Genomic DNA, 20498 nt, shown 5'->3' with positions numbered 1-20498 from the left:
GCATGAAACGGGGAGTTGCGGGCCGAGCGCTGGGCCGCTCCCGAGCCGGCCCGCGCTGGCGATGTGCTTGCGGCTCGATGCCGCAAGCATCGCCGCCCCCCCGGGGGGCGGACCAGACCCGCGCCGCGTTCAGCGCGCGGGGTTGGGCCGGGGGCTGCTTCATTTCAGCCCCGGATCGCCACGACAGGGTCGAGCCGGGCTGCTCGCAGCGCGGGCGCAAAGGCGGCTGCCAGCCCCGTCAGGGCCGCCAGCGCGACGGCCGAGGCGAACAGCGCCGGATGCAGCTCCAGCAGCCACAGCGGCGTGCCGTCGGGATTGCGCTGGAGCTTTTGCCACAGCACCAGCGCGCCCGCGCCCAGGCCACAGCCGATCAGCGCCCCGCCCATGCCCAGCAGGCTGCCCTGCACCAGGAAGACGCGCAGGATGCGCCCGCGCGTGACGCCCATGGCGCGCAGGATGCCGATCTCGCGCGAGCGCTGCACCACCGACACCACCAGCACGCTGGCGATGCCGAAAGCCACCGACAGCCCCACGAAGAAGCGGATGGAGGTGTTGGCCGTCGACTGCGCGTTGATGGACGAGAAGAACTGCGCGTTGTTGCGGATCCAGCTGTCGGCCTCGACGCCCGTCAGCGCGGTGATGCGCTGGGCGACGGTCTCGGCGGCCCAGACGTCGTGCACCGTCACCTCCAGGCTGGTCGCGCCGCCGGGCAGGCCCATGAGGCTCTGCGCCGTGTGCAGGGCGGCGAAGGTGGTGCGCATGTTGGCGCCACGGTTGCCGAGGTCGAAGATGCCGGCCACGGTCAGCGTGGCCTGGGCGCCAGAGGCGGCGGTCAGCACCAGCTTGTCGCCGACGGACACGCCGAGGTCGCTGCCCAGGTCGCTGCCGATGAGCAGGTCCCCTGGCCCGAGCCGCGGCTCGCCGCGGACGATCTTGTCGGGCAGGGGCACGATGCGGAAGTAGTCGGCCGCGTCCACGCCGACGATGGAGATGGAGCGGCTGGCGCCACCGCGCGCGACGAGGGCCGAGCCGCTCACCGTGGGCGCCACCACCGCCACGTCGGCCAGCGCCCGGAGCTGGTCGCGCACGGCGGGCCACTGGTCGATGGAGCGCATGCGCTGCAGCGGCGGCTGCACCGTGGCCGCGCCGATCTCGCCGGGCGCCGAAGCCAGCACGCGGGCGGCCTCCTTGGGCGGCAGCAGCTGGATGTGGGCCTGGCCCGTCAGCACGCGGCGGATGAAGTTGCCCTGCAGGCCGAGCAGCAGTTCCGACATGAAGACGATGACGGCCACGCCGATGGCCACGCCGCCGACGATGAAGGCCGTCTGCATGCGACCCTCGCGCAGGAAGCGCAGGGCGACGATCCATTCGAAGGGCTGCCAGGACCTCATGCGGGGGCCGCCAAGCGCACGTGCTCGCCATCGCGCACGACGACGCTGGCCGGCAGCACGCGGTCACCGGCCTGCAGGCCGCCGGCGATCTCGGTCCGCCCACCGGCGCTGGCGCCCAGCTTGACCTCGGCGCGACGGGCGCGGCCGCCCTCGACGCGCACCACCCAGGGCCGCGGGCCGGCCGCGTCGTGGATGGCGTCGCTGGACAGCACCAGGGCGTCGGCGTGGCGCGCCACCTCGACGTTGACCGACACCGTCATGTCCTGCTGCAGGCCCGGCGGGGGATGCGGCACGTCGAGCTTGACGGTGACCGCGCCCGTCTGGGGGTTGACGCCGGGGTTCACGAAGGCCAGCTCCGCCGAGAAGCGCCGTTCGGGATAGGCCTCGCTGCTGGCCCAGGCCGGCGCGCCGAGGGCGAGGTGGCGCAGGTGCTTCTCGTCGATCTGCACGACGAGCTGGGTCGCGCCGTCGGGCGAGAGCGTCATCAGCACGTGGCCGGGGGAGACCTGCTCGCCCGCCTCGACCGAACGGGCGATCAGCACGCCGGCCGCCGGTGCGACGATGCGCGCATAGCCCTGGCGCACCCGCGCTGCGTCGAGGGCCGCGCGGGCCGCATCGGCATTGGCGCGGGCCAGGGCGAAGTCGCTGCCGCTGGGCATCTCGCTCTCGGCCTGCTTGACGGCCGAGCGCCATTGCGCCTCGGCCAGCTCGCGCGCCTTGACGGACTCGTCCAACGCCGCCTGGCCGATGAAACCTTGCTGGAACAGGTCGGCCTGGCGCTGGGCCTGGGCGCGGGCGTTGTCCAGGCTGATGCGCGTCTGGCGCACCGCCAGGGCCGACACCGGAGCCTGCACCTCCACGAGCTGGCGCAGCTTCGCCTCGGCCTGGGCCACCTGGGCCTGCGCGGCCTGCACGGCGACGGCGAGTTCGCGGTCATCGAGCTGCACCAGCAGCTGGCCACGAGACACGCGCTGCCCCTCGGCCACCGGCACGGCGGCCACGGGCGCCGTGATCTGGGCGCCGATGTCAATGCGGTGGGGCGTCTCGACACGGCCGCTGGCCACGATGGCCTGCACGAACTCGCCCCGCTGGACCGTGTAGCTGGGCAGTTCGCGTCCGCGCCACCAGCCCCAGGCCGCTGCGGCCGTCAGCGCCAGACCCACGCCGGCCGCGGCCATCCACTGCTTCGCACTCATCGCCACCCCGTCGTCGCCATGCCGCCATTGGAGGGCCGGCACGGGCCCGCGGCGTTGACGGTGCTCAAGAAACGGGCCGGGCCCGGCTCAGACCGCCCGCTCGGCCGCCGCGATGAGGCGGCTGACCCGCGACACCGACAGCCCGAGCTGCGCGGCCAGCTCCGTCATGGCAACGCCGCCCTGGGTGTGGGCCAGCCACAGCGCCTGCTCGCGGATGCCGCAGGCGCGCTTGAGCCACTCGGCCCAGCCCGTGCGCGCCACGCGCCTTGGCGCCCCCGCCGTGGCGCGCATGCGGCGGGCGAAGTCGGCATCGCCGAGGAAGATCTGCTCGCGCAGCCGCCCCGGCCACAGCTGCAGGCCGGGCTCCGCGGCGACGAGCCGGGCATAACGCTCCCCCGCCTGGCGGCGCTGGGCGGCGGTCTGCGGCGGCCGGCCGAGCAGGTGGCCGTGCAGGCCATCCACGTCCAGCCACTCGGGCGCGGCCTCCAGGCCCGCCAGGGCGCGAAAGCTCGAACCCGGCCAGTCCGCGGCGCTGCGGGCCAGGCCCAGGCGCACGGGATTGAGGTCGATGTAGCGGCAGGCGTCCAGCAGGTGGCGCTCGCGGTCGACCAGCACCGCCCGGAAGCGCCCCTGGAAGAGCGGCCCGCTGAAGGCCCGGCGTTGCTGCTGGTGCTGGGTGTAGACGCCGTTGACGTGGCGCATCAGCTGCGAGAGGTTGGCCCGCCGCGTGAACAGCAGCAGGTGGTAGTGGTCGGGCAGCAGCACGTAGGCCAGGGCCTGGGCATCGAAACGGTGCAGGGCCTGGGCCAGCACGGCGCGCATCTCGGCACGGTCGGCCTCGTCGGCGAAGGCGGGGCGGCGGCTGTCGAACGGGCAATGGGCGCCGATCAGATAGACCGCGCCGGCGATCTCGAGTCGAGCGGGCCGCGCCATGCGCCGACATTACGGCGCTGGCGGGGGAATGGCAAGATAGGCCCGATGAAGACGCACCAGATCGAAATCCAGAAGTTCAAGGCCGCCGCCAACAACCTGCAGGGCCAGATCGTGTTCAAGCTCGATGCCCTGGTGTCGAGCCGGACGCCGGTCGAGGGCGTCGAGCCGAGCAGCCTGCTGCTCATGACCGAGCAGAACGCCCGCGTGCTGATGGCCTTGCTGAAGACCCAGATCGCCGAATTCGACAGCAAGAAGCCCAAGAGCCGCCACGGCCGCCACGGCTGAATTCGCGAAGCCCACCCATGCAATATCCCAACTACAACCCCGCCTCAGACAACCGCCCGCTGTCCGACGAGGAACTGGACGATCTCGACGAACTCCTCGCCGCCCTGCCCACCGACGGCGCGATGAACGTCGAGGCCCTGGACGGCTATCTCGCCGGGCTGCTGCTGACGCCGGGCCGGGCGCTCGCCGACCTGCCCGGCTCCGACTGGCTGCCGGTGATCTGGGGCGGCGACGGCTCGGAGGGCGACGCCGCGCCCTTCGCCAGCGGCAAGCAGCGCAAGAAGGTCGTCATGCTGGTGCTGCGCCACCTGCATTCCATCGCCACGGCCTGGGTGCAAAGGCCGCAGGCCTGGGAGCCCATCTTCAGCTTCGCCGACGGCGAGGACGAGGACACCGAATACGCCGACGCCGAAGACTGGGCCGCCGGCTTCCTGATGGCGGTGGACCTGGCGCCCGACGCCTGGGCGCCCTGGTTCGAAGACGCGGCGACCGCGCCCCTGCTGGCGCCCGTGGCCGCCCTGGGCGGCGAGGACGGGGCCCTGGCCGAAGCGACGGCCGCCGAGCGGGACGCCGCCAGCCGCCAGATTCCTGACGCCGTGCTGGCGCTGTGGGCCCAGCGCAAGAAATCGTAAGCATCCCCTCAACGCAGGTGGTAGCTGGCCCGGCTTTGGTTCACACTCAGGCCATGCTTCACACCGTGCTCGCTGCTCTCGGCCTGGCCGTCTGCCTCGCGCTGGCCGTGCACATGGCCCTGCCCTACCGCTTTCGGGCCCGGGTGGACGCCGCCGCCGCCCGGCTGGCCGCCTGGCTGCGCAGCCGCATCGACCAGGCGGTGGGCTGGCGCCGCCGCCAGCGCCAGACGCGTGCCGCGGCCATGGAGGCCGAGCGCGTCATCCGCCGCGCCCGCGAGTCCGCGCAGCACGGCCGCGTGGACGGCGAATGGGACGGCAACGTCTACCGCCCCAAGAGCTTCGAGAAGCCCAAGAAGCCGCACTGAAGGCCCTCCCCCTACCGGCTGCGCCGGCCCCCTCAAGGGGGCTGAGCCCGGACAGATTCAATCCGGTGGATTGAATCTGCCTGGCGAAGGGCCGGGCCACTGGCCCGGCGCGGCCTGCAAGGCCTGCCAGTGGGGCAGAGCCGGATCAGCGCATGCCGTAGGAAGGGGCGCCGGCCTGCGGCGGCGCCAGGGGCCGATCAAGGGCGCAACACGCGCTGATCATTCACCCGACTGTTGCAGTCGCCACATCTCGGCGTAGCGGCCGTTGCGGGCGAGCAGCTCGTCGTGCCGGCCGCGTTCGATGATGCGGCCCTGCTCCAGCACGAGGATCTCGTGGGCGTCGACGACGGTGGAGAGGCGGTGGGCGATGACGAGCACGGTTTTCTCGCGACCGACCGATTCCAGCTCCGCCTGGATGGCGCGTTCGTTGGTCGAGTCCAGGGCCGAGGTCGCCTCGTCGAAGATGAGCAGGGGCGGATTCTTCAGCAGCGTGCGGGCGATGGCCACGCGCTGCTTCTCGCCGCCCGAGAGCTTGAGGCCGCGCTCGCCGACCATGGTGTCGTAACCGAGCGGCGTGGCGGCGATGAAGGCGTGGATGTGGGCCGCCCGCGCGGCGGCCTCCACCTCGGCCTGGCTCGCCCCCGGCCGGCCGTAGGCGATGTTGTAGGCCACCGTGTCGTTGAAGAGCACGGTGTCCTGCGGCACGATGCCGATGGCCTTGCGCAGGCTGGACTGCGTGACCGTGCGGATGTCCTGGCCGTCGATGCGGATGGCGCCCGCGTCGATGTCGTAGAAGCGGTAGAGCAGGCGCGCCAGCGTGCTCTTGCCAGAGCCGCTGGGGCCGACGACGGCCACCTTCTTGCCCGCCGGGATCTCGAAGCTGACGCCGTGCAGGATGGGCCGCACGGGGTCGTAGGCGAAGCGCACGTCCTCGAACACGACGCTGCCGCCGCGAACGGCGAGTTCGGCTGCATCCGGCGCGTCGGCCACTTCGCGCTCGCGGTCGAGCAGGCGGAACATCTTCTCGATGTCGGTCAGGCTCTGCTTGATTTCGCGGTAGATCACGCCGAGGAAGTTCAGCGGGATGTAGAGCTGGATCATGAAGGCGTTGACCATGACGAGGTCGCCCAGGCTCAGGCGGCCGTCCACGACACCCTGCGTGGCGCGCCACAGCATCAGCACGAGGGCCGTCGCGATGATGAGCTGCTGCCCGGTGTTGAGCAGGGACAGCGTCGTCTGGCTCTTGAGCTGGGCGCGGCGCAGCTTCTCCAGGCTCTCGTCGTAGCGCCGGGCCTCGAAGTCCTCGTTGTTGAAGTACTTGACCGTTTCGTAGTTCAGCAGCGAGTCGATGGCCTTGCTGTGGGCGACGGAGTCGAGCTCGTTGAGCGTGCGCCGGAACTTGGTGCGCCATTCGGTCACGACGACGGTGAAGCCGATGTAGACGACCAGGGCCGCGACGGTGATGCCGGCGAACCAGGCGTCGAACTTGACGCCCAGCAGGGTCAGCACCAGCACCACCTCGATGAGGGTGGGCACGATGCTGTAGAGCGAGTAGCTGATCAGCGAATGCACCGCACGGGTGCCGCGCTCGATGTCGCGCGTCATGCCGCCGGTCTGGCGCTCCAGGTGGAAACGCAGGCTCAGGTCATGCAGGTGGCGGAAGACCTGCAGCGAGATGCTGCGCGCCGTGCCTTCGGTGGCCTTGGCGAAGATCAGCTCACGCAGCTCCGTGAACAGCGACGTGGACAGCCGCAGGCCGCCGTAGGCCAGCAGCACACCGAGCGGCACGACCAGCAACGCCTGGGGCTGGCCGGGCTTGATGTCCAGGGCGTCGATGAGGTGCTTGAGCAGGATGGGCACGCCGACGTTGCTGACCTTGGCGCCCACCATGAAGCCCAGGGCGAGGGCCACGCGCCAGCGGTAGCGCCAGAGATAGGGCAGCAGGCGGCCGACGGTGCCCCAGTCGCCCCGCGGTGCGGGAGCCGCGGCGGGTGGTGGCACGGATGATGCTGAGGTGAGTGTTCGCAAGCGCAGGACCGAGAATGAAGGACGAATTGTTGCAAGTGAACGCGATGACCCAGGATTCAAGCCCCGTTCAACCCCTTGCCGGCCAGCGTGAGCTGGTGCTGAGGGTGATGCCCATGCCCGCCGACGCCAATGCCAACGGCGACATCTTCGGCGGCTGGATCATGGCGCAGGTGGACATTGCCGGCTCCATCCTGCCGGCGCGGCTGTCACGGGGCCGCGTGACCACCGTGGCCGTCAACGAGTTCGTCTTCAAGCAGCCGGTCTCCATCGGCGACCTGCTGAGCTTCTACGCCACCGTCACGCGCGTGGGCCGCACGTCGGTCACGGTGCATGTGGAGGTGTTCGCCGAGCGCGACCCGGAGAACCTGCACGTGGTCAAGGTGACCGAGGCCAACCTGACCTACGTGGCGATCGACCGCGAGGGCAAGCCGCGGCTGGTCACGGCGTAGCGATCAAGTCGACGGCGTCATAGGAGAAGCCCGGGCTCAGGTAGGCCGTGCCGCTCGTGCCGCTGACGACATTGATCGTCAGCGTGTTGGTGCCGGCCACCAGCGCCGACGCCGGGATGGCGTAGCTGTAGAGCCGGTTCACGCCGCGGTAGGTGCCGACGGTCATGTTGCGGGAGCCCTTGGCCGGCGCCGTGGGAACGGCCGAAGTCCAGCCGTTGACCGTGACCTGCGGGCGGGCGCCGTTGAAGTCTTCCGTCGTGCCGATGCGCAGCGTCAGGTTCTTCACCTGGGCACTGGTCAGCGTGAACGTGATGACGCGGGCGTTGTTGACGTCCTTCCACTGGTAGGCGGGAAAGCCGGCCGCCGCGGTGGACGTGCCGACAACGAAGGTGGACGGCACCCAGTTGCTCATGCGGCTGTCGGTCGGGTGCATGGTCGTCAAGCGGCCGCCGTTCAGGAACTCGGTCGGCGTGCCGTCCCAGTTGCCGATGCGCCAGAGTGCGGCCGTGCTGGCCGGGTCGGCGTTGACGGCGATCGTGTTGAGCAGCGTCGTGCCGCCGGCCGTGACGTTGACGCTGCCGGTGTAGACGGCCAGCTCGTTCTTGTAGACGGTCAGCGTGTAGGTGCCGGGCCGCATGCCGGTGGCCTTGAAGTAGCCGCTGTTGGCCAGGTTGGCGGTGGTCCAGTACTGGGCCGTCGCGTTGGAGAAACCCACCGTGTACGTGAAGTTCCCATCGGTGCCCGACAGGCCCACGCCGGCGACGGCGCCGCGGCCGGCGGGCGCCACGTACCCGTCCAGCCCCATCACGGAGAACCAGCTGGTGTCCGGCGCCGGCGGCGCACTGCCGCCCGTGAACATCAACGTGTAGCTGTTCAGCACGCCCAGGCGGAAGGCCTCGGTCTGGCCTTCGCCGTAGTTGACGATGTAGGTCAGCTCGTTGTTGGTGGCCGTGATCTGGTTGAGCAGGCTGCGGTAGAACGGGCCGCCCGAGTTGCCCTCGTTGTTGTCACGGTAGAACCACAAACCCACCGTGCCCGCGCTGTTGCGGCCACCGAAGTACTGCCAGTCCTTCAGGCGCATGTTGGAGTAGTGCTTGGAGCGCGTCTGGCCCGTGCCGGAGATGCCGAACACGTCGCTGGCCTCGACCGTCGTGTCGGTGCTGCGCAGGTCCTGCGGCCAGTTGCCGCTGCTGTCCACGCCCCCCGGCGTGCCGGCCGGCCCGCCCTGCGACAGCGCCGCGATGGGCACCCGCACGATGAAGCGCACGAGGTTCAGCGTGTCGGGCTCCTCCGTGAAATAGGTGCCCATGTAGATGCGTGGCTCGCCGCTCCTGGCCATGTAGTAGTGCTTGAGCACGCCGCCGTTGGCGCTGAAGACCGTCACCGTGATCTTCACGTAGGCGCCGCCGCTGACGACGCCGCCGTTGGCCGTGGACGCCAGCGTGGCGACGCCGGTGCTGCTGATCATCTGCGCCTGCACGTCGACGGCCGACACGTTGCTGTAGAGGAAATCGAAGCCCGAGTTCAGCTGCGAGCCGCGGCTGGCGTCGGCGTATTGCACGCCGTTGTAGAGGATGCTGGAGAGGTCGCCCTTGGACTGCGTGCTGGAGCCGTTGTCGTAGGCCATCACCTTGAACACGAGGCCGCCGCCGGTGTCCACCTGGTACTGCACCTTGGACGCGCTGCCGCTGTCGTAGACGGTGGTCAGGCTGAAGGCCGCCAGCGCCGGCGACGCGAGGACGATGAAGAAGAGCGCGCAGGCTGCCGCGCCCAGCCGGCGCAAGTGCCGGCGGAGGTCGTTGATCCGCATTGATTCGTCTCCGTAGGTGCCCGGCCGTCTACAGCTGCGGCCAGTGCTGCCGCGTGATTGCGGCCGGTCCAGTCTAGGAAGCCGCCCGCCGCCGCAGCGCTCAAGTTGTTGAGCGGTTCGCCAGCTGCGGCCACGCCGCAACGATGTGCCCGGCCAGCGCCTCGGCCCACAGCGCATAGCCGCGCGGGCCGGGGTGGAAGCCGTCGGCCGCCATCAGCGCGGCGGCATCGCGCTGCATCACCTCGGGCAGATGCGCGACGTGGCGCGAAGCGTGGCCGCGCACCTGCGCCGCCAGCGCTGCATTGAAGCGCGCCGCCTGCTGGCCGAAGAACCAGCGCAGCGGCTGCGGCAGCACCGGGAAGGCCTGCATGGGCGGGGCGGCGCAGTGCAGCGTCAGGCGCACGCCGGCACGCTCGCGCGCCAGGGCGTCGATGGCGTCGAGCGCCGCCAGCGCCTCGCCCGGCGCGACCTGGTCGACGACGTCGTTCACCCCGAGGGCGGTGACGAGCACGTCGGCTGCCGCCAGCTCGCTAGCCCGCAGCTGGGCCAGGGCCTGGGCGCTGCGGTGGCCGCTGGTCGCCACCAGCTGCCATCCTACCGGCCGGCCGAGGCGGGCCGCGAGCAGGTGGCCCAGGCAGCCCGCGAGCGCTTCGTCCTGGTGCGCGGCGCCGACGCCCGCGGCCGAGGAGTCGCCCACGATGAGCAGGCGCAGGCCGTCACCCGGGCGCATGCGTTCGCCGGCCGCCTCGGGCAGGCGCAGGGCCGTGGCCCGGACGCGGCGGCCCTGCCATAGCAGCAGCGGGCCGAGCAGCAGCTTGGCGAGGGTGGGTGTCATCGAGGTGGCCGCTTTGTAACGGCGTCAGCCATGTCCGACTCCACCCGACTGCGCCGTCCGGCATGGCGGCCAAGGCGCCGGCCCTAGGCTGACGTCGTCCGCCATCACGGCGTCAACCGAGAGGAGTCCCGCCATGTTGCGTTACGCCATCATCTTCTTCGTCATCGCGCTGATCGCGGCCGTGTTCGGCTTCACGGGCATCGCCGCCAGCGCGGCGGGCTTCGCCCAGCTGCTGTTCTACGGCTTCCTGATCCTGGCCGTCATCGGCCTGGTGGTCGGCCTGATCCGACGATAGGGCCGTCAGTCGAATTTGGAGAAGTCGGGGGCCCGCTTCTGGAAGAAGGCCTGGAAGGCCTCCATGGCCTCCGGGCTGCGCAGCCGGGCCCCGAAGATCTGCGCCTCGCGCGTGATGGCCGCCTTGACGGCTTCACGCTGAGGCTCGCGGATCAGCCGCTTGCTGTCGCGCACCGCGCCAGGGGCCAGGGTGTTGAAGCGTTCGGCAATGCGGCGCGCATGGTTCACCACCTCGCCAGCCGGCAGCACGCGGTTGGCGATACCGCACTCCACGGCCTGCTCGGCGGTGAAGGGATCGCCGAGCAGCAGCTTCTCGGCCGCGCGCCGGTTGCCCATCAATTGCGGCACCAGCACGCTGGAGGCGAACTCCGGCACCAGGCCGAGGCCGACGAAGGGCATGGCCAGGCGCGCATCGTCCGCCACGAAGACGAGGTCGCAGTGCAGCAGCATCGTCGTGCCGATGCCGATGGCCGCTCCGGTCACGGCGGCAACCACGGGCTTGCCGCAGTCCGTCAGGGCGTGCATGAACTGGAAGGTCGGGGCCTCCTCGCCGCGTACCGGCCCGGCCATGAAGTCCTCGAGGTCGTTGCCCGAGGTGAAGATGCCGGGCTGTCCCGTGATGAGCACGGCGCGTGCGGCCTTGTCGGCATCCGCCGCCCGCAGCGCGTCCGCCATGGCCTGGTACATCGCCTGGGTGATGGCGTTCTTCTTCTCGGGCCGGGCGATCTCGATCGTCGCGACGCCGTTGACGGTGTAGGTCTTGATGGTCACGTCAGGCTCCTATCGGGGTTCAGCTGCATTGTCTTCGGGCCGAGCGCCGGGCCGCTCCCAAGCCGGCCCGTCTGGCGATGTGCTTGCCGGTCGAACCGGCAAGCATCGCCGTCCCCTCGGGGGAGCGAACAGGCTGGCCCGCGTTCAGCGGGGCAAGACTGGGCGAGGGGCTCACGCAGTCGCTGTCTTGGCGTGGAACTGGGTCCAGTGATTGGCCAGGTGCATCAGGTGGGCGCGTTCGTACTGCGGCTTGGTCAGCTCGCCGTAGGCGAAATGAGGCCGCAGCGTACCGCTGAACTGAGCGAAGGCCTCCATGGCCGCCAACAGGCGGTTGACCGACAGCTTCAGCGCCTGGGCCGCGTCGAGAGCCGGCGCGCCGGGGATGGGCTCCGACAGGTCGTGGTTCATGGCGCCTCGCGCATTGAAGACGGCAAAGGCCGCGGACCCGACCGTCGAGCGGAACCAGGCACCCTTGAGCGCCGGGAAGCCCTGCATCGAGAACTCGATGCTCTGGGCGAGGTGCTGCAGGACCTGGCTGAGGTTCCAGGGGTTGCCCTGCACCAGCTTCTCGCCGAAGAGCAGGTCGAGCACGGCCTGCTGCGCCTGCTGCCAGGTGGCGAAGGTCTGCAGCCGGCCGGTGCAGGCGGCCAATGGCGTCACCGTGAGCAGTGCCGAGGTGGTCTTGAGCGCGCGGCGACGGTCCATGCGCTTACAGCCGCTCGAAGATGCCGGCAGCGCCCTGGCCGGCGCCCACGCACATCGTGACCATGCCGTACTTGCCGCCGGTGCGGCGCAGGCCGTGGATGACCGAGGCAGAGCGGATGGCGCCGGTGGCGCCCAGCGGGTGGCCCAGGGCGATGGCGCCGCCGTTGGGGTTGACCTTGGCGCGGTCGAGCTCGAAGCCCTTGCTGTCGAGGTCGTTGAGCACGGCCAGGCTCTGGGCGGCGAAGGCTTCGTTGAGCTCGACCCAGTCCAGGTCCTTGGCCGCCAGGCCCGCGGCCTTGAGGGCAGCCGGGATGGCCTCGATGGGGCCGATGCCCATGATCTCGGGCGGCACGCCGCGCACGGCGAAGGACACGAAGCGGGCCAGCGGCGTCAGGTTGTAGCGCTTGAGCGCGGCTTCGCTGACGAGGATGAGGCCGCCCGAGCCGTCGGAGGTCTGGGAGCTGTTGCCGGCGGTGACGCTGCCCTTGGCGGCGAACACGGGCTTGAGCTTGGCCAGGCCTTCCAGCGAGGTGTCGGGGCGGGCGCCCTCGTCGAGCTTGACGGTGCGGGTCTTGACGTTGACGGAGCCGTCCGCGAGGTTGGGCGTGCGCTCGACCACGTCGAAGGGCGTGATCTCGGCGTCGAAGTAGCCGGCCTGCATGGCGGCCACGGCGCGCTGGTGGGACTGCAGCGAGAAGGCGTCCTGCGCCTCGCGGCTGATCTTCCACTGGGCGGCGACCTTCTCGGCCGTCAGGCCCATGCCGTAGGCGATGCCGATGTTCTCGTCCTTCTCGAAGATCAGCGGCGACAGGCTGGGCTTGTTGCCGCCCATGGGGATCATGGACATGGACTCGACGCCGCCGGCGAACATCACGTCGGCCTCGCCGACGCGGATGCGGTCGGCCGCCATCTGCACGGCGGTGATGCCGGAGGCGCAGTAGCGGTTGACCGTCACGCCGCCGACCGTCGGGCCGAAGCCGGCCAGCACCGAGGCCACGCGGGCGATGTTCATGCCCTGCTCGCCCTCCGGGAAGGAGCAGCCGACGATGGCGTCCTCGATGGCCTTGGCTTCCAGGCCCGGAGCCTGGGCGAGGGCCGCCTGCATGACCTTGACGAGCATCTCATCGGGCCGAGTGTTCTTGAAGTAGCCACGGCCGCTCTTGCCGATGGGCAGACGGGTGGCGGCGACGACGTAGGCGTCTTGGACTTGCTTGCTCATGGTCTTTCCTTTCAAGGCCCTCGCGGGCCTTTCGGTGTTCAAGCCTGGGGCTTCTCTTTGGGCACCCAGGCCCAGACAAATTCACACTGGATCGGCTCGATGCCGGCTTCGTCGGTGACCGTGACGGCCACCTTCACTTCACCCTTGGTCTCGCGGGCCAGCAGCGCACGCTGCTCGGCGGTGAGATGGGCCTGGGCACGCAGGGCCCCGCTCGCGCGCTTCTTGAACGCGACGTTGAGGCTCTTGCACAACGGCAGGCAGTCGTCCCGCACGTTCATGCCGACGACCATGCCCGTGGCGGTTTCGGCCACCAGGGTCATGGCCGCGGCATGCACGCCGCGGATGTGGTTCTGCACCGGCCGCCGGTTGGCGATGCGGATCTCGCTGCGCTCGGGCGTGAGGGCGACGAAGTCCAGCCCCGCCGTGCCGGTGAGCGGCACGGCGCGCCGCAACGCGAAGTTGCGCGCGGCGCTGCGCAGCGGGCCGGGCAGGCCGTCCAGCTTGGCGAGGGTGCGTTGAAGCCGGTTCACCGTTGACTCGCTCAGTTGCGCACCGGCTTGCCCGTCTGGAGCATGCCCATGATGCGTTCCTGGGTCTTGGGGTTGTCCAGCAGCGCGCAGAAGTGCTTGCGCTCCAGGGCCATCAGGTACTCCTCGGTCACCAGCGAACCCGCCTCGACCTCACCGCCGCAGACCACGTCGGCGATCGCCGCGGCCAGGTGGTAGTCGTGGGCGCTGACGAAGCCGCCGTCGCGCATGTTGGCGACCTGGCCCTTGATCGTCGCGATACCGCTGCGGCCGGCGACCGGGAACATCACCTTGTGCGGCGGGCGGTAGCCGGCCTCGCTCATGCCCTTGACTGTGGCGGTAGCCACGTGCAGCAGCTCGTCCTTGTGCGGGACGATGATGTCGCTGTCCAGCAGGAAGCCGTTCTTCCTCGCCTCGTGGGCCGAGGTGGCGACCTTGGCGGTGGCAGCGGTCAGGAAGCCGTCCTTCAGGAAGGCGAGGATGTCGGCGCCCGCATTGCCGGCGGCGGCCATCTCGGCGGCGCGGCGGGCGATATAGGTCAGGCCGCCGCCGCCCGGGATGAGGCCCACGCCCACTTCGACGAGACCCACATAACTTTCGACGTGAGCGACACGGCGCGCGCAGTGCACGGCCAGCTCGGCGCCACCGCCCAGGGCCAGGCCGCGCATGGCCGCGACGACCGGCACGTTGGCGTAGCGCAGGCGCAGCATCATGTCCTGCAGCTTCTTCTCTTCCGGCGCGATGCCCTTGCTGCCCATCTTCATGAAGACGGGCATCAGGCTCTCGAGGTTGGCGCCGGCCGAGAACACGTCGTCCGGCGACCAGATCACCAGGCCCTTGTAGGCGTCTTCAGCGATCTCGACGGCCTTGAGCAGGCCCTCGGTGACGGCCGGGCTGATGAGATGCAGCTTGGCGGTGATGGAGGCGATGACGACCTCGCCGTCCAGCGTCCAGACGCGCACTTCGTCGTTCTTGAACAGCTCGGTGCCGCTCTTGAGCGGGTCGGCCGCGCCGCTGCCCAGCAGCGACTCGCGGAAGGCCTGGCGCTGGTAGACCGGCAGCTCGCTGCGCGGCTTGAACCTGCCCTCGGCGGCGCTCCACGAGCCCTGCGGTGTGTGCACGCCACCGGCCTCGGCCACCGGGCCTTCGGTCACCCAGGCGGGCAGAGGCGCGCTGGAGAGGGTCTTGCCGTCGGCGATGTCGGCGGCGATCCACTGCGCCACCTGCGTCCAGCCGGCGGCCTGCCAGAGCTCGAACGGGCCCTGCTGGGAGCCGAAGCCCCAGCGCATCGCGAAGTCGATCTCGCGGGCCGTGTCGGCCACGGTGGCCAGGTGCACGGCGCAGTAGTGGAAGCTGTCGCGCAGGATGGCCCACAGGAACTGGGCTTGCGGGTTGGTGGATTCGCGCAAGAGCTTGAGGCGGTCGGCCGGGGCCTTCTTGAGCATGCGCGCGACGATCTCGTCAGCCTTCTTGCCACCGGCCACGTACTCGCCCGTGGCGAAGTCCAGCCGCTGGATGTCCTTGCCGACCTTCTTGTAGAAGCCGGCGCCGGTCTTCTGGCCGAGGGCGCCCTTCTGGATCAGCTCGCCCAGGACCTTGGGCGTGGCGTAGGTGGCGTAGAAGGGGTCGTCCTTCAGGTTGTCCTGCATGGTCTTGACGACGTGAGCCATGGTGTCCAGGCCCACCACATCCGCCGTGCGGAAGGTGCCGGAGCTGGCGCGGCCGAGCTTCTTGCCGGTCAGGTCGTCCACCACGTCCACGGTGAGGCCGAACTTCTCGGCCTCGATCATCGTGGCCATCATGCCGGCGATGCCGACGCGGTTGGCGACGAAGTTGGGCGTGTCGTGGGCGCGCACGACGCTCTTGCCGAGCGAGGTGGTCACGAAGGCCTCGAGCTGGTCGAGGATCTCGGGACGGGTCGTCGGCGTGTTGATCAGCTCGACCAGCGCCATGTAGCGCGGCGGGTTGAAGAAGTGGATGCCGCAGAAGCGCGGCTTGATGCCCTCGGGCAGGACTTCGCTCAGCTTGGTGATCGACAGGCCCGAGGTGTTGGACGCGACGATGGCGTGGTCGGCGACGAAGGGCGCGATCTTGGTGTAGAGGTCCAGCTTCCAGTCCATGCGCTCGGCGATGGCCTCGATGACGAGGTCGCAGCCACGCAGCACTTCCAGGTGCTCTTCGTAGTTGGCCTGCTGGATCAGCGCCGCCTCTTCGGGCACGCCCAGGGGCGCCGGCTTGAGCTTCTTCAGGCCGTCGACGGCCTTTTGCACGATGCCGTTCTTGGGGCCTTCCTTGGCGGGCAGGTCGAACAGCACGACGGGCACCTTGCAGTTGACGAGGTGGGCCGCGATCTGCGCACCCATCACGCCGGCGCCGAGCACGGCGACCTTGCGGACTTGGAATCGACTCATGGGTTCTTGCTCCTAAAGAATTCGTTGGTTCACTCCACGCGGATCCACGTCTGCGTGCGATAGAAAGGGCCGATGTAGCCGCGCATTTCCAGCTTCTTGCCGCCGTCCACGGGCTTGAGGCGGGTGCGATAGGTCTTGCCGTTATTCGGGTCAAGGATCTCGCCGCCGCCCCAGACGCCGTCGCCATCGGCCTTGACACCGCGAATGATCTGCAGGCCGACGATGGGCTGGTCCTTGCGGTCGTCCCTGCACTTGTCGCATTTCGCGTTGGGCTCGGCGGACGGGTCCAGCACCTTGTCGATGCTGCCCACGAGGGTGCCCCCCTGTTCGCTGATGCGGACCAGCGACTTCGCGGTTTTGCCGTCGTCGTCGATGGTCCTCCACAGGCCCACGGGTGTCGTCTGCGCGAAGGCAAACGCGGGCAGCAGCAAGGCAGCAGCGAACAGGACTTTCATCGGGGGCATCCTTCGGTCAGTGTGCGTTGGGGTCAGAAGAGGGCTTCTTCCATTTCCATCAGCGGCGCCAGGCCCGCACGGCAGGTGCGGATGAGGCTGGCCGTCTCGGGCAGCAGCTTGGCGAAGTAGAAGCGCGCCGTGGCGAGCTTGGCGGTGTAGAACGGGTCGCCGCCGTCCTTCTTGGCCAGAGCGATCTTGGCGGCCTGGGCGAAGAAGTAGGCGAAGCACATGTGGCCCACCACGCGCAGGTAGTCCACCGCCGCGGCGCCGACTTCGTCGGGGTTGCCGAAGGCCTTCATGCCGATTTCCTGGGTCAGCTTGTTGACCTTGTCGCCCAGGTCGGCGAGCGGGTTCACGAACTCCTGCATGGCTTCGTTGACGCCCTCTTCCTCGATGAAGGCGGCGATCTTCTTGCCGAACTTCTTCAGCGTGGCGCCGTTGTTGCCCAGCACCTTGCGGCCCAGCAGGTCCAGCGACTGGATGGTGTTGGTGCCCTCGTAGATCATGTTGATGCGCGCGTCGCGCACGAACTGCTCCATGCCCCACTCGTGGATGAAGCCGTGGCCACCGAAGACCTGCATGCAGTGCGAGGTGGCCAGCCAGCCGTTGTCGGTGATGAAGGCCTTGATGATGGGCGTGAGCAGGGCGACCTCGGCCTCGGCGTCCTTGCGCTCGTCCTCGTCGTCGCTCTTGAGGGCCTTGTCCAGCTGCAGCACGGTGTAGCCCTGCAGCATGCGGCCGCCCTCGGCGAAGGCGCGGGCCGTCAGCAGCATCTTGCGCACGTCGGGGTGCACGATGATGGGGTCGGCCGGCTTGTCGGGGGCCTTGGGGCCGGAGAGGGCGCGCATCTGGATGCGGTCCTTGGCATAGGCCACGGCGTTCTGGTAGGCCACCTCGGTCAGGCCCAGGGACTGGTTGCCCACGCCCAGCCGGGCGGCGTTCATCATGACGAACATCGCGGCCAGGCCCTTGTTGGGCTCGCCGACCAGTGTGCCCACGGCGCCTTCCAGCACGATCTGCGCGGTGGCATTGCCGTGGATGCCCATCTTGTGCTCGAGGCCGGCGCAGAAGATGCCGTTGCGCGAACCCAGCGAGCCGTCGGCATTGACGTTGAACTTGGGCACGATGAAGAGCGAGATGCCCTTGCTGCCCTGCGGCGCGTCCGGCAGGCGGGCCAGCACGAGGTGGACGATGTTCTCGGCCATGTCGTGTTCGCCGGCGGAGATGAAGATCTTCTGGCCGGTGATGCGGTAGGTGCCGTCGGGCTGAGGCTCGGCCTTGGTGCGCAGCAGGCCGAGGTCGGTGCCGCAGTGAGGCTCGGTCAGGCACATGGTGCCCGTCCATTCGCCGCTGGTGAGCTTGGGCAGGTACAGGGCCTGCTGCTCGGGCGTGCCGTGGGCGTGCAGGGCCTCGTAGGCACCGTGGCTCAGGCCGGGGTACATCGTCCAGGCCTGGTTGGCCGAGTTCAGCATCTCGTAGAAGAACTGATTCACGAGGTGGGGCAGGCCCTGGCCGCCGAACTGCGGGTCGCAGCTGAGCGCCGGCCAGCCGCCTTCGACGTACTGCTTGTAGGCTTCCTTGAAGCCCTTGGGCGCGGTCACCTCGTGGGTGGCCTTGTCGAGGGTGCAGCCCTCGGCGTCGCCGCTGAGGTTGATGGGGGCGATGACTTCGGCAGCGAACTTGCCGCCTTCCTCGAGCACCGCGTTGATCGTGTCGGCGTCGATGTCGGCGTGGGCCGGCAGCATCTTCAGCTCGTCGACGACGTTCAGCAGCTCGTGCATGACGAACTGCATGTCACGCATGGGCGGTTGGTACTGGGGCATCGGGTACTCCTGGAGCGGTCTGTAGAAGGGTGAAAGGGATCAGCGCCGTGTGGCGCCGTTGCGGGATGTCTTGGGGCTGCGCTCGATCTCGAGGCCAGCCGGCGTGGCGTAGAACTGGATGGTCCGGTCGAAGCCGATGCCGGCTCGCGCCAGCGCGCCCGGAATGCGCATGAAGCGGGCGTCGTGGTGCAGCGACAGGATGAGGCCGTGCAACTCGAAGACGATCTGGTCGACATCGGCATCGGCACGGAGGTGGCCCTCCTGCACCGACAGCTCGATGGCTTTGTGCAGCGCCGCATGCCAGGCCTTGACCATGCCCACGAGGGCGTCGCGCACCGGACCGGGCCGGTCGTCGAACTCCACGGCACCGCTGATGTAGATGCAGCCGGAGTCGACCTCGACGGAGACGCGGCGCACCCAGCGCTCGAACATGGCCCGCAGCCGCGGCAGGCCGCGCGGCTCGCGGATGGCGGTGAAGAAGACCTCTTCCTCGAACTTGGCGTGGTATTCCGTGACGACGGCGATCTGCAGTTCCTCGCGCGAGCCGAAGTGGGCGAAGACGCCCGACTTGCTCATGCCGGTCACGTCGGCCAGGGCGCCGATGGACAGGCCCTCCAGGCCCATGTGCGAGGCCAGGCCCAGGGCGGCCTCGAGAATGGCGGCGCGAGTCTGCTGGCCCTTTTGCAGCGAGCGCGCCACGCGCACCGGCTTGGCGGCACGCAGGGGAGCGGCTTTCTTGGCAGGAGCGGGCAAGGTGGACACGGCGCAAGAATAAAACGAACGATCGTTCTATTTTGCAGGTCGCTTCCGTGACAGCGCCACCTTGTCCCGCGGATTTCTAGGGTGATGTGCCTAATACTGCGCCCAACCTAGGGATGACCCGGAGGCGTCGGCCTGTCATGGGCCCGCGCTTGAGCGCTGGCCCGGTTCTCGCTAGGCTCTCGGTTGGAGGTCAGGGCCTCTTCACGCTACGGGGATCGGATGCGTTGCCACTCAAAAGCCCGCGAGCAAGGCGCGAAGTCGAAGCAGGGGACCTCCCCAGCGAGGCTTCGCAACGCCGCGCGCGGGCTTTTGAGTAGCAACCCTTTGGGAGAGGGTCTGCGCGGGCGCATGGCGTCGTTGCGCGCTTTGCCCGGGCAATCAGCCCGGGCTTCGGCGCGGCGCCTAGCCCCACACCCGCGCAGACCCTCTCGCACCGATTCCCGTAGCGTGAAGAGGCCCTAGCAGTGGATGTGCTCCAGCTCGATGTCTCCGGCCGGCCCCAGGCCTGGATCACGACCCGCGAAGCGGCCGTGATCTACGCCAGCGACGGCGTCGCCTGGACGCTGGGCGATCCTTGCCAGGTGCTGCGCGGCGGCTGGCAGCGCATCACCGGACGCCAGTCCCGCATCGAGGTGCACTCCATCATCGCGGTGCGCGGGGCCGTGCCGAGCCGCGCCTGGCGCCAGGCCCCGGCGCTGACCAACGCCAAGCTCTTCGTGCGCGACCGCTTCATCTGCGCCTACTGCGGCCACCGCTGCCTGCCCGAAGACCTCACCCGCGAGCACATCCACCCCACCTCGCGCGGCGGGCAGGACACGTGGATGAACTGCATCACCGCCTGCCGGCCCTGCAACGGCCGCAAGGGCAGCCGCCTGCCCGAGGAGGCGCGCATGAGCCTGCTCTACCTGCCCTACGTGCCCAGCCTGCACGAGGACATGATCCTGCGCGGGCGCCGCATCCTGGCCGACCAGATGGAATTCCTCCTCGCCAGCGTGCCCCGGTCGAGCCGCCTGCACGGGTAAAGAGTTGTAGTCCGGTGCGTCCGGGCGTCAACGGCGGGACAATCGGCAGCGTTTGGGCTGTCGTTGTGCCCGAGGAGTAATCGAATGTCCAAGCTCATCATTTCACTGGGGGTGGCTTCGGCCCTGGCGCTGAGCGCCTGCGCCACGTCCAACCCCGACGTCATCCAGCGCGGCGACGCCCAGCGCATGTCCCAGGTGCAGGACGCCACCGTGCTGTCCAGCCGGCCCGTCACCGTCGACGGCTCGCAGAGCGGCATCGGCGGCGCTGCAGGCGGCGTCACCGGCGCCATCGCCGGCAGCTCGGTCGGTGGCCGTCGCGAAGGCGCGGTCGTCGGCGTGATCGGCGCGGTGGCGGGTGCCGTCATCGGCAACGCCATCGAGCGCTCGGCCACCCGGGAGGAGGCTCTGGAAATCATCGTCCAGCTGCGCAACGGCGAACGCCGCGCCATCGTCCAGGCCAAGGGCGCCGAGACATTCAACAGCGGTGACCCTGTCGTCCTCGTGACGACTGGCGGCAAGACCCGCGTGATGCGCGCACCGGCCGTCGTGCCGGCGGCTCCGGCCAGCAACGGCTGAAGCCGGCAC

At 69.6% G+C, this 20498-nt stretch carries 21 protein-coding genes; 7 read left to right on the top strand and 14 right to left on the bottom strand.

Going from position 1 to position 20498, the window contains the following annotated elements; translation table 11 throughout:
• Positions 1 to 164: 164 nt before the first annotated feature.
• The 3 genes from LXT12_RS09730 to LXT12_RS09720 all read right to left on the bottom strand — a co-directional run bounded on the left by LXT12_RS09730 (position 165) and on the right by LXT12_RS09720 (position 3520).
• The gene (locus tag LXT12_RS09730) at positions 165 to 1391 is read right to left on the bottom strand and encodes an ABC transporter permease (RefSeq protein ID WP_233391500.1); all 1227 of its coding nucleotides are present in this window, start codon (positions 1389 to 1391) and stop codon (positions 165 to 167) included.
• Positions 1388 to 2587, bottom strand: coding sequence for an efflux RND transporter periplasmic adaptor subunit (locus LXT12_RS09725; RefSeq protein WP_233391498.1), 1200 nt, complete (start codon positions 2585 to 2587; stop codon positions 1388 to 1390). The genes LXT12_RS09730 and LXT12_RS09725 overlap by 4 nt, the downstream gene beginning before the upstream one ends.
• 87 nt (positions 2588 to 2674) lie before the next feature.
• Positions 2675 to 3520 (bottom strand): transposase, encoded by an 846-nt coding sequence (locus LXT12_RS09720; RefSeq protein ID WP_233391496.1) that lies wholly within the window; start codon positions 3518 to 3520, stop codon positions 2675 to 2677.
• A gap of 45 nt (positions 3521 to 3565) precedes the next feature.
• Here LXT12_RS09720 and LXT12_RS09715 point away from each other — a divergent pair, with 45 nt between their 5' ends.
• The 3 genes from LXT12_RS09715 to LXT12_RS09705 are packed head-to-tail and all read left to right on the top strand — an operon-like array spanning position 3566 to position 4802.
• Positions 3566 to 3805, top strand: coding sequence for a hypothetical protein (locus LXT12_RS09715; protein WP_233391494.1), 240 nt, complete (start codon positions 3566 to 3568; stop codon positions 3803 to 3805).
• Positions 3806 to 3822: 17 nt separating this feature from the next.
• Positions 3823 to 4437 (top strand): UPF0149 family protein, encoded by a 615-nt coding sequence (locus LXT12_RS09710; protein WP_233391493.1) that lies wholly within the window; start codon positions 3823 to 3825, stop codon positions 4435 to 4437.
• A 53-nt stretch (positions 4438 to 4490) separates the two neighbouring features.
• Entirely contained in the window at positions 4491 to 4802 is a 312-nt protein-coding gene (locus LXT12_RS09705) for a hypothetical protein (protein ID WP_233391492.1), read from the top strand.
• Positions 4803 to 5021: 219 nt separating this feature from the next.
• Here the strand turns inward: LXT12_RS09705 and LXT12_RS09700 are convergent, their stop codons facing one another.
• A complete protein-coding gene (locus LXT12_RS09700; RefSeq protein ID WP_233391491.1) occupies positions 5022 to 6803 on the bottom strand; it encodes an ABCB family ABC transporter ATP-binding protein/permease in 1782 nt (593 codons plus the stop codon).
• Positions 6804 to 6874: 71 nt separating this feature from the next.
• Here LXT12_RS09700 and LXT12_RS09695 point away from each other — a divergent pair, with 71 nt between their 5' ends.
• The gene (locus LXT12_RS09695) at positions 6875 to 7279 is read left to right on the top strand and encodes an acyl-CoA thioesterase (protein WP_233391489.1); all 405 of its coding nucleotides are present in this window, start codon (positions 6875 to 6877) and stop codon (positions 7277 to 7279) included.
• On the opposite strand, the gene LXT12_RS09690 is transcribed toward LXT12_RS09695, so the two are convergent.
• Together LXT12_RS09690 and LXT12_RS09685 are read right to left on the bottom strand one after the other, a co-directional pair.
• Positions 7269 to 9089, bottom strand: coding sequence for a rhamnogalacturonan lyase B N-terminal domain-containing protein (locus LXT12_RS09690; RefSeq protein ID WP_233391487.1), 1821 nt, complete (start codon positions 9087 to 9089; stop codon positions 7269 to 7271). The genes LXT12_RS09695 and LXT12_RS09690 overlap by 11 nt on opposite strands.
• A 100-nt stretch (positions 9090 to 9189) precedes the next feature.
• Positions 9190 to 9924 carry an SGNH/GDSL hydrolase family protein gene (locus tag LXT12_RS09685; RefSeq protein WP_233391486.1) on the bottom strand — a complete coding sequence of 245 codons (735 nt, stop codon included), beginning with the start codon at positions 9922 to 9924 and terminating at the stop codon, positions 9190 to 9192.
• Between the two features lie 133 nt (positions 9925 to 10057).
• On the opposite strand from LXT12_RS09685, the gene LXT12_RS09680 reads away from it, so the two are divergent.
• The gene (locus tag LXT12_RS09680; protein ID WP_233391484.1) at positions 10058 to 10219 is read left to right on the top strand and encodes a DUF1328 domain-containing protein; all 162 of its coding nucleotides are present in this window, start codon (positions 10058 to 10060) and stop codon (positions 10217 to 10219) included.
• Positions 10220 to 10224: 5 nt separating this feature from the next.
• On the opposite strand, the gene LXT12_RS09675 is transcribed toward LXT12_RS09680, so the two are convergent.
• The 8 genes from LXT12_RS09675 to LXT12_RS09640 form a co-directional block, all read right to left on the bottom strand.
• Complete coding sequence (locus LXT12_RS09675; protein WP_233391482.1) at positions 10225 to 10989, bottom strand: enoyl-CoA hydratase; 765 nt, start codon at positions 10987 to 10989, stop codon at positions 10225 to 10227.
• Between the two features lie 171 nt (positions 10990 to 11160).
• Complete coding sequence (locus tag LXT12_RS09670) at positions 11161 to 11694, bottom strand: DUF1569 domain-containing protein (RefSeq protein ID WP_233391479.1); 534 nt, start codon at positions 11692 to 11694, stop codon at positions 11161 to 11163.
• 4 nt (positions 11695 to 11698) lie between these two features.
• Positions 11699 to 12913, bottom strand: coding sequence for an acetyl-CoA C-acyltransferase (locus LXT12_RS09665; protein ID WP_233391477.1), 1215 nt, complete (start codon positions 12911 to 12913; stop codon positions 11699 to 11701).
• 38 nt (positions 12914 to 12951) lie between these two features.
• Positions 12952 to 13443 carry a DUF4442 domain-containing protein gene (locus LXT12_RS09660; RefSeq protein WP_419964765.1) on the bottom strand — a complete coding sequence of 164 codons (492 nt, stop codon included), beginning with the start codon at positions 13441 to 13443 and terminating at the stop codon, positions 12952 to 12954.
• Between the two features lie 11 nt (positions 13444 to 13454).
• A complete protein-coding gene (locus LXT12_RS09655) occupies positions 13455 to 15851 on the bottom strand; it encodes a 3-hydroxyacyl-CoA dehydrogenase NAD-binding domain-containing protein (protein ID WP_233391476.1) in 2397 nt (798 codons plus the stop codon).
• A gap of 29 nt (positions 15852 to 15880) precedes the next feature.
• On the bottom strand, positions 15881 to 16306 hold the full coding sequence (locus tag LXT12_RS09650) for a DUF2147 domain-containing protein (protein WP_233391473.1): 426 nt from the start codon (positions 16304 to 16306) through the stop codon (positions 15881 to 15883).
• A gap of 32 nt (positions 16307 to 16338) precedes the next feature.
• Positions 16339 to 18129 carry an acyl-CoA dehydrogenase C-terminal domain-containing protein gene (locus LXT12_RS09645; protein WP_233391471.1) on the bottom strand — a complete coding sequence of 597 codons (1791 nt, stop codon included), beginning with the start codon at positions 18127 to 18129 and terminating at the stop codon, positions 16339 to 16341.
• Between the two features lie 39 nt (positions 18130 to 18168).
• Positions 18169 to 18882 (bottom strand): TetR/AcrR family transcriptional regulator, encoded by a 714-nt coding sequence (locus tag LXT12_RS09640; protein ID WP_233391799.1) that lies wholly within the window; start codon positions 18880 to 18882, stop codon positions 18169 to 18171.
• 473 nt (positions 18883 to 19355) lie between these two features.
• On the opposite strand from LXT12_RS09640, the gene LXT12_RS09635 reads away from it, so the two are divergent.
• Together LXT12_RS09635 and LXT12_RS09630 are read left to right on the top strand one after the other, a co-directional pair.
• On the top strand, positions 19356 to 19913 hold the full coding sequence (locus tag LXT12_RS09635) for an HNH endonuclease (RefSeq protein WP_233391470.1): 558 nt from the start codon (positions 19356 to 19358) through the stop codon (positions 19911 to 19913).
• An 84-nt stretch (positions 19914 to 19997) separates the two neighbouring features.
• Entirely contained in the window at positions 19998 to 20489 is a 492-nt protein-coding gene (locus tag LXT12_RS09630; protein ID WP_233391467.1) for an outer membrane lipoprotein, read from the top strand.
• The last annotated feature ends 9 nt before the right edge of the window (positions 20490 to 20498 follow it).

The sequence above is a fragment of the Pelomonas caseinilytica genome (genome assembly GCF_021353235.1).
GTDB lineage: Bacteria > Pseudomonadota > Gammaproteobacteria > Burkholderiales > Burkholderiaceae_C > Pelomonas > Pelomonas caseinilytica.
Note: the sequence above shows the minus strand (reverse complement) of the source record. Positions and strands in the feature narration are given on the sequence as shown.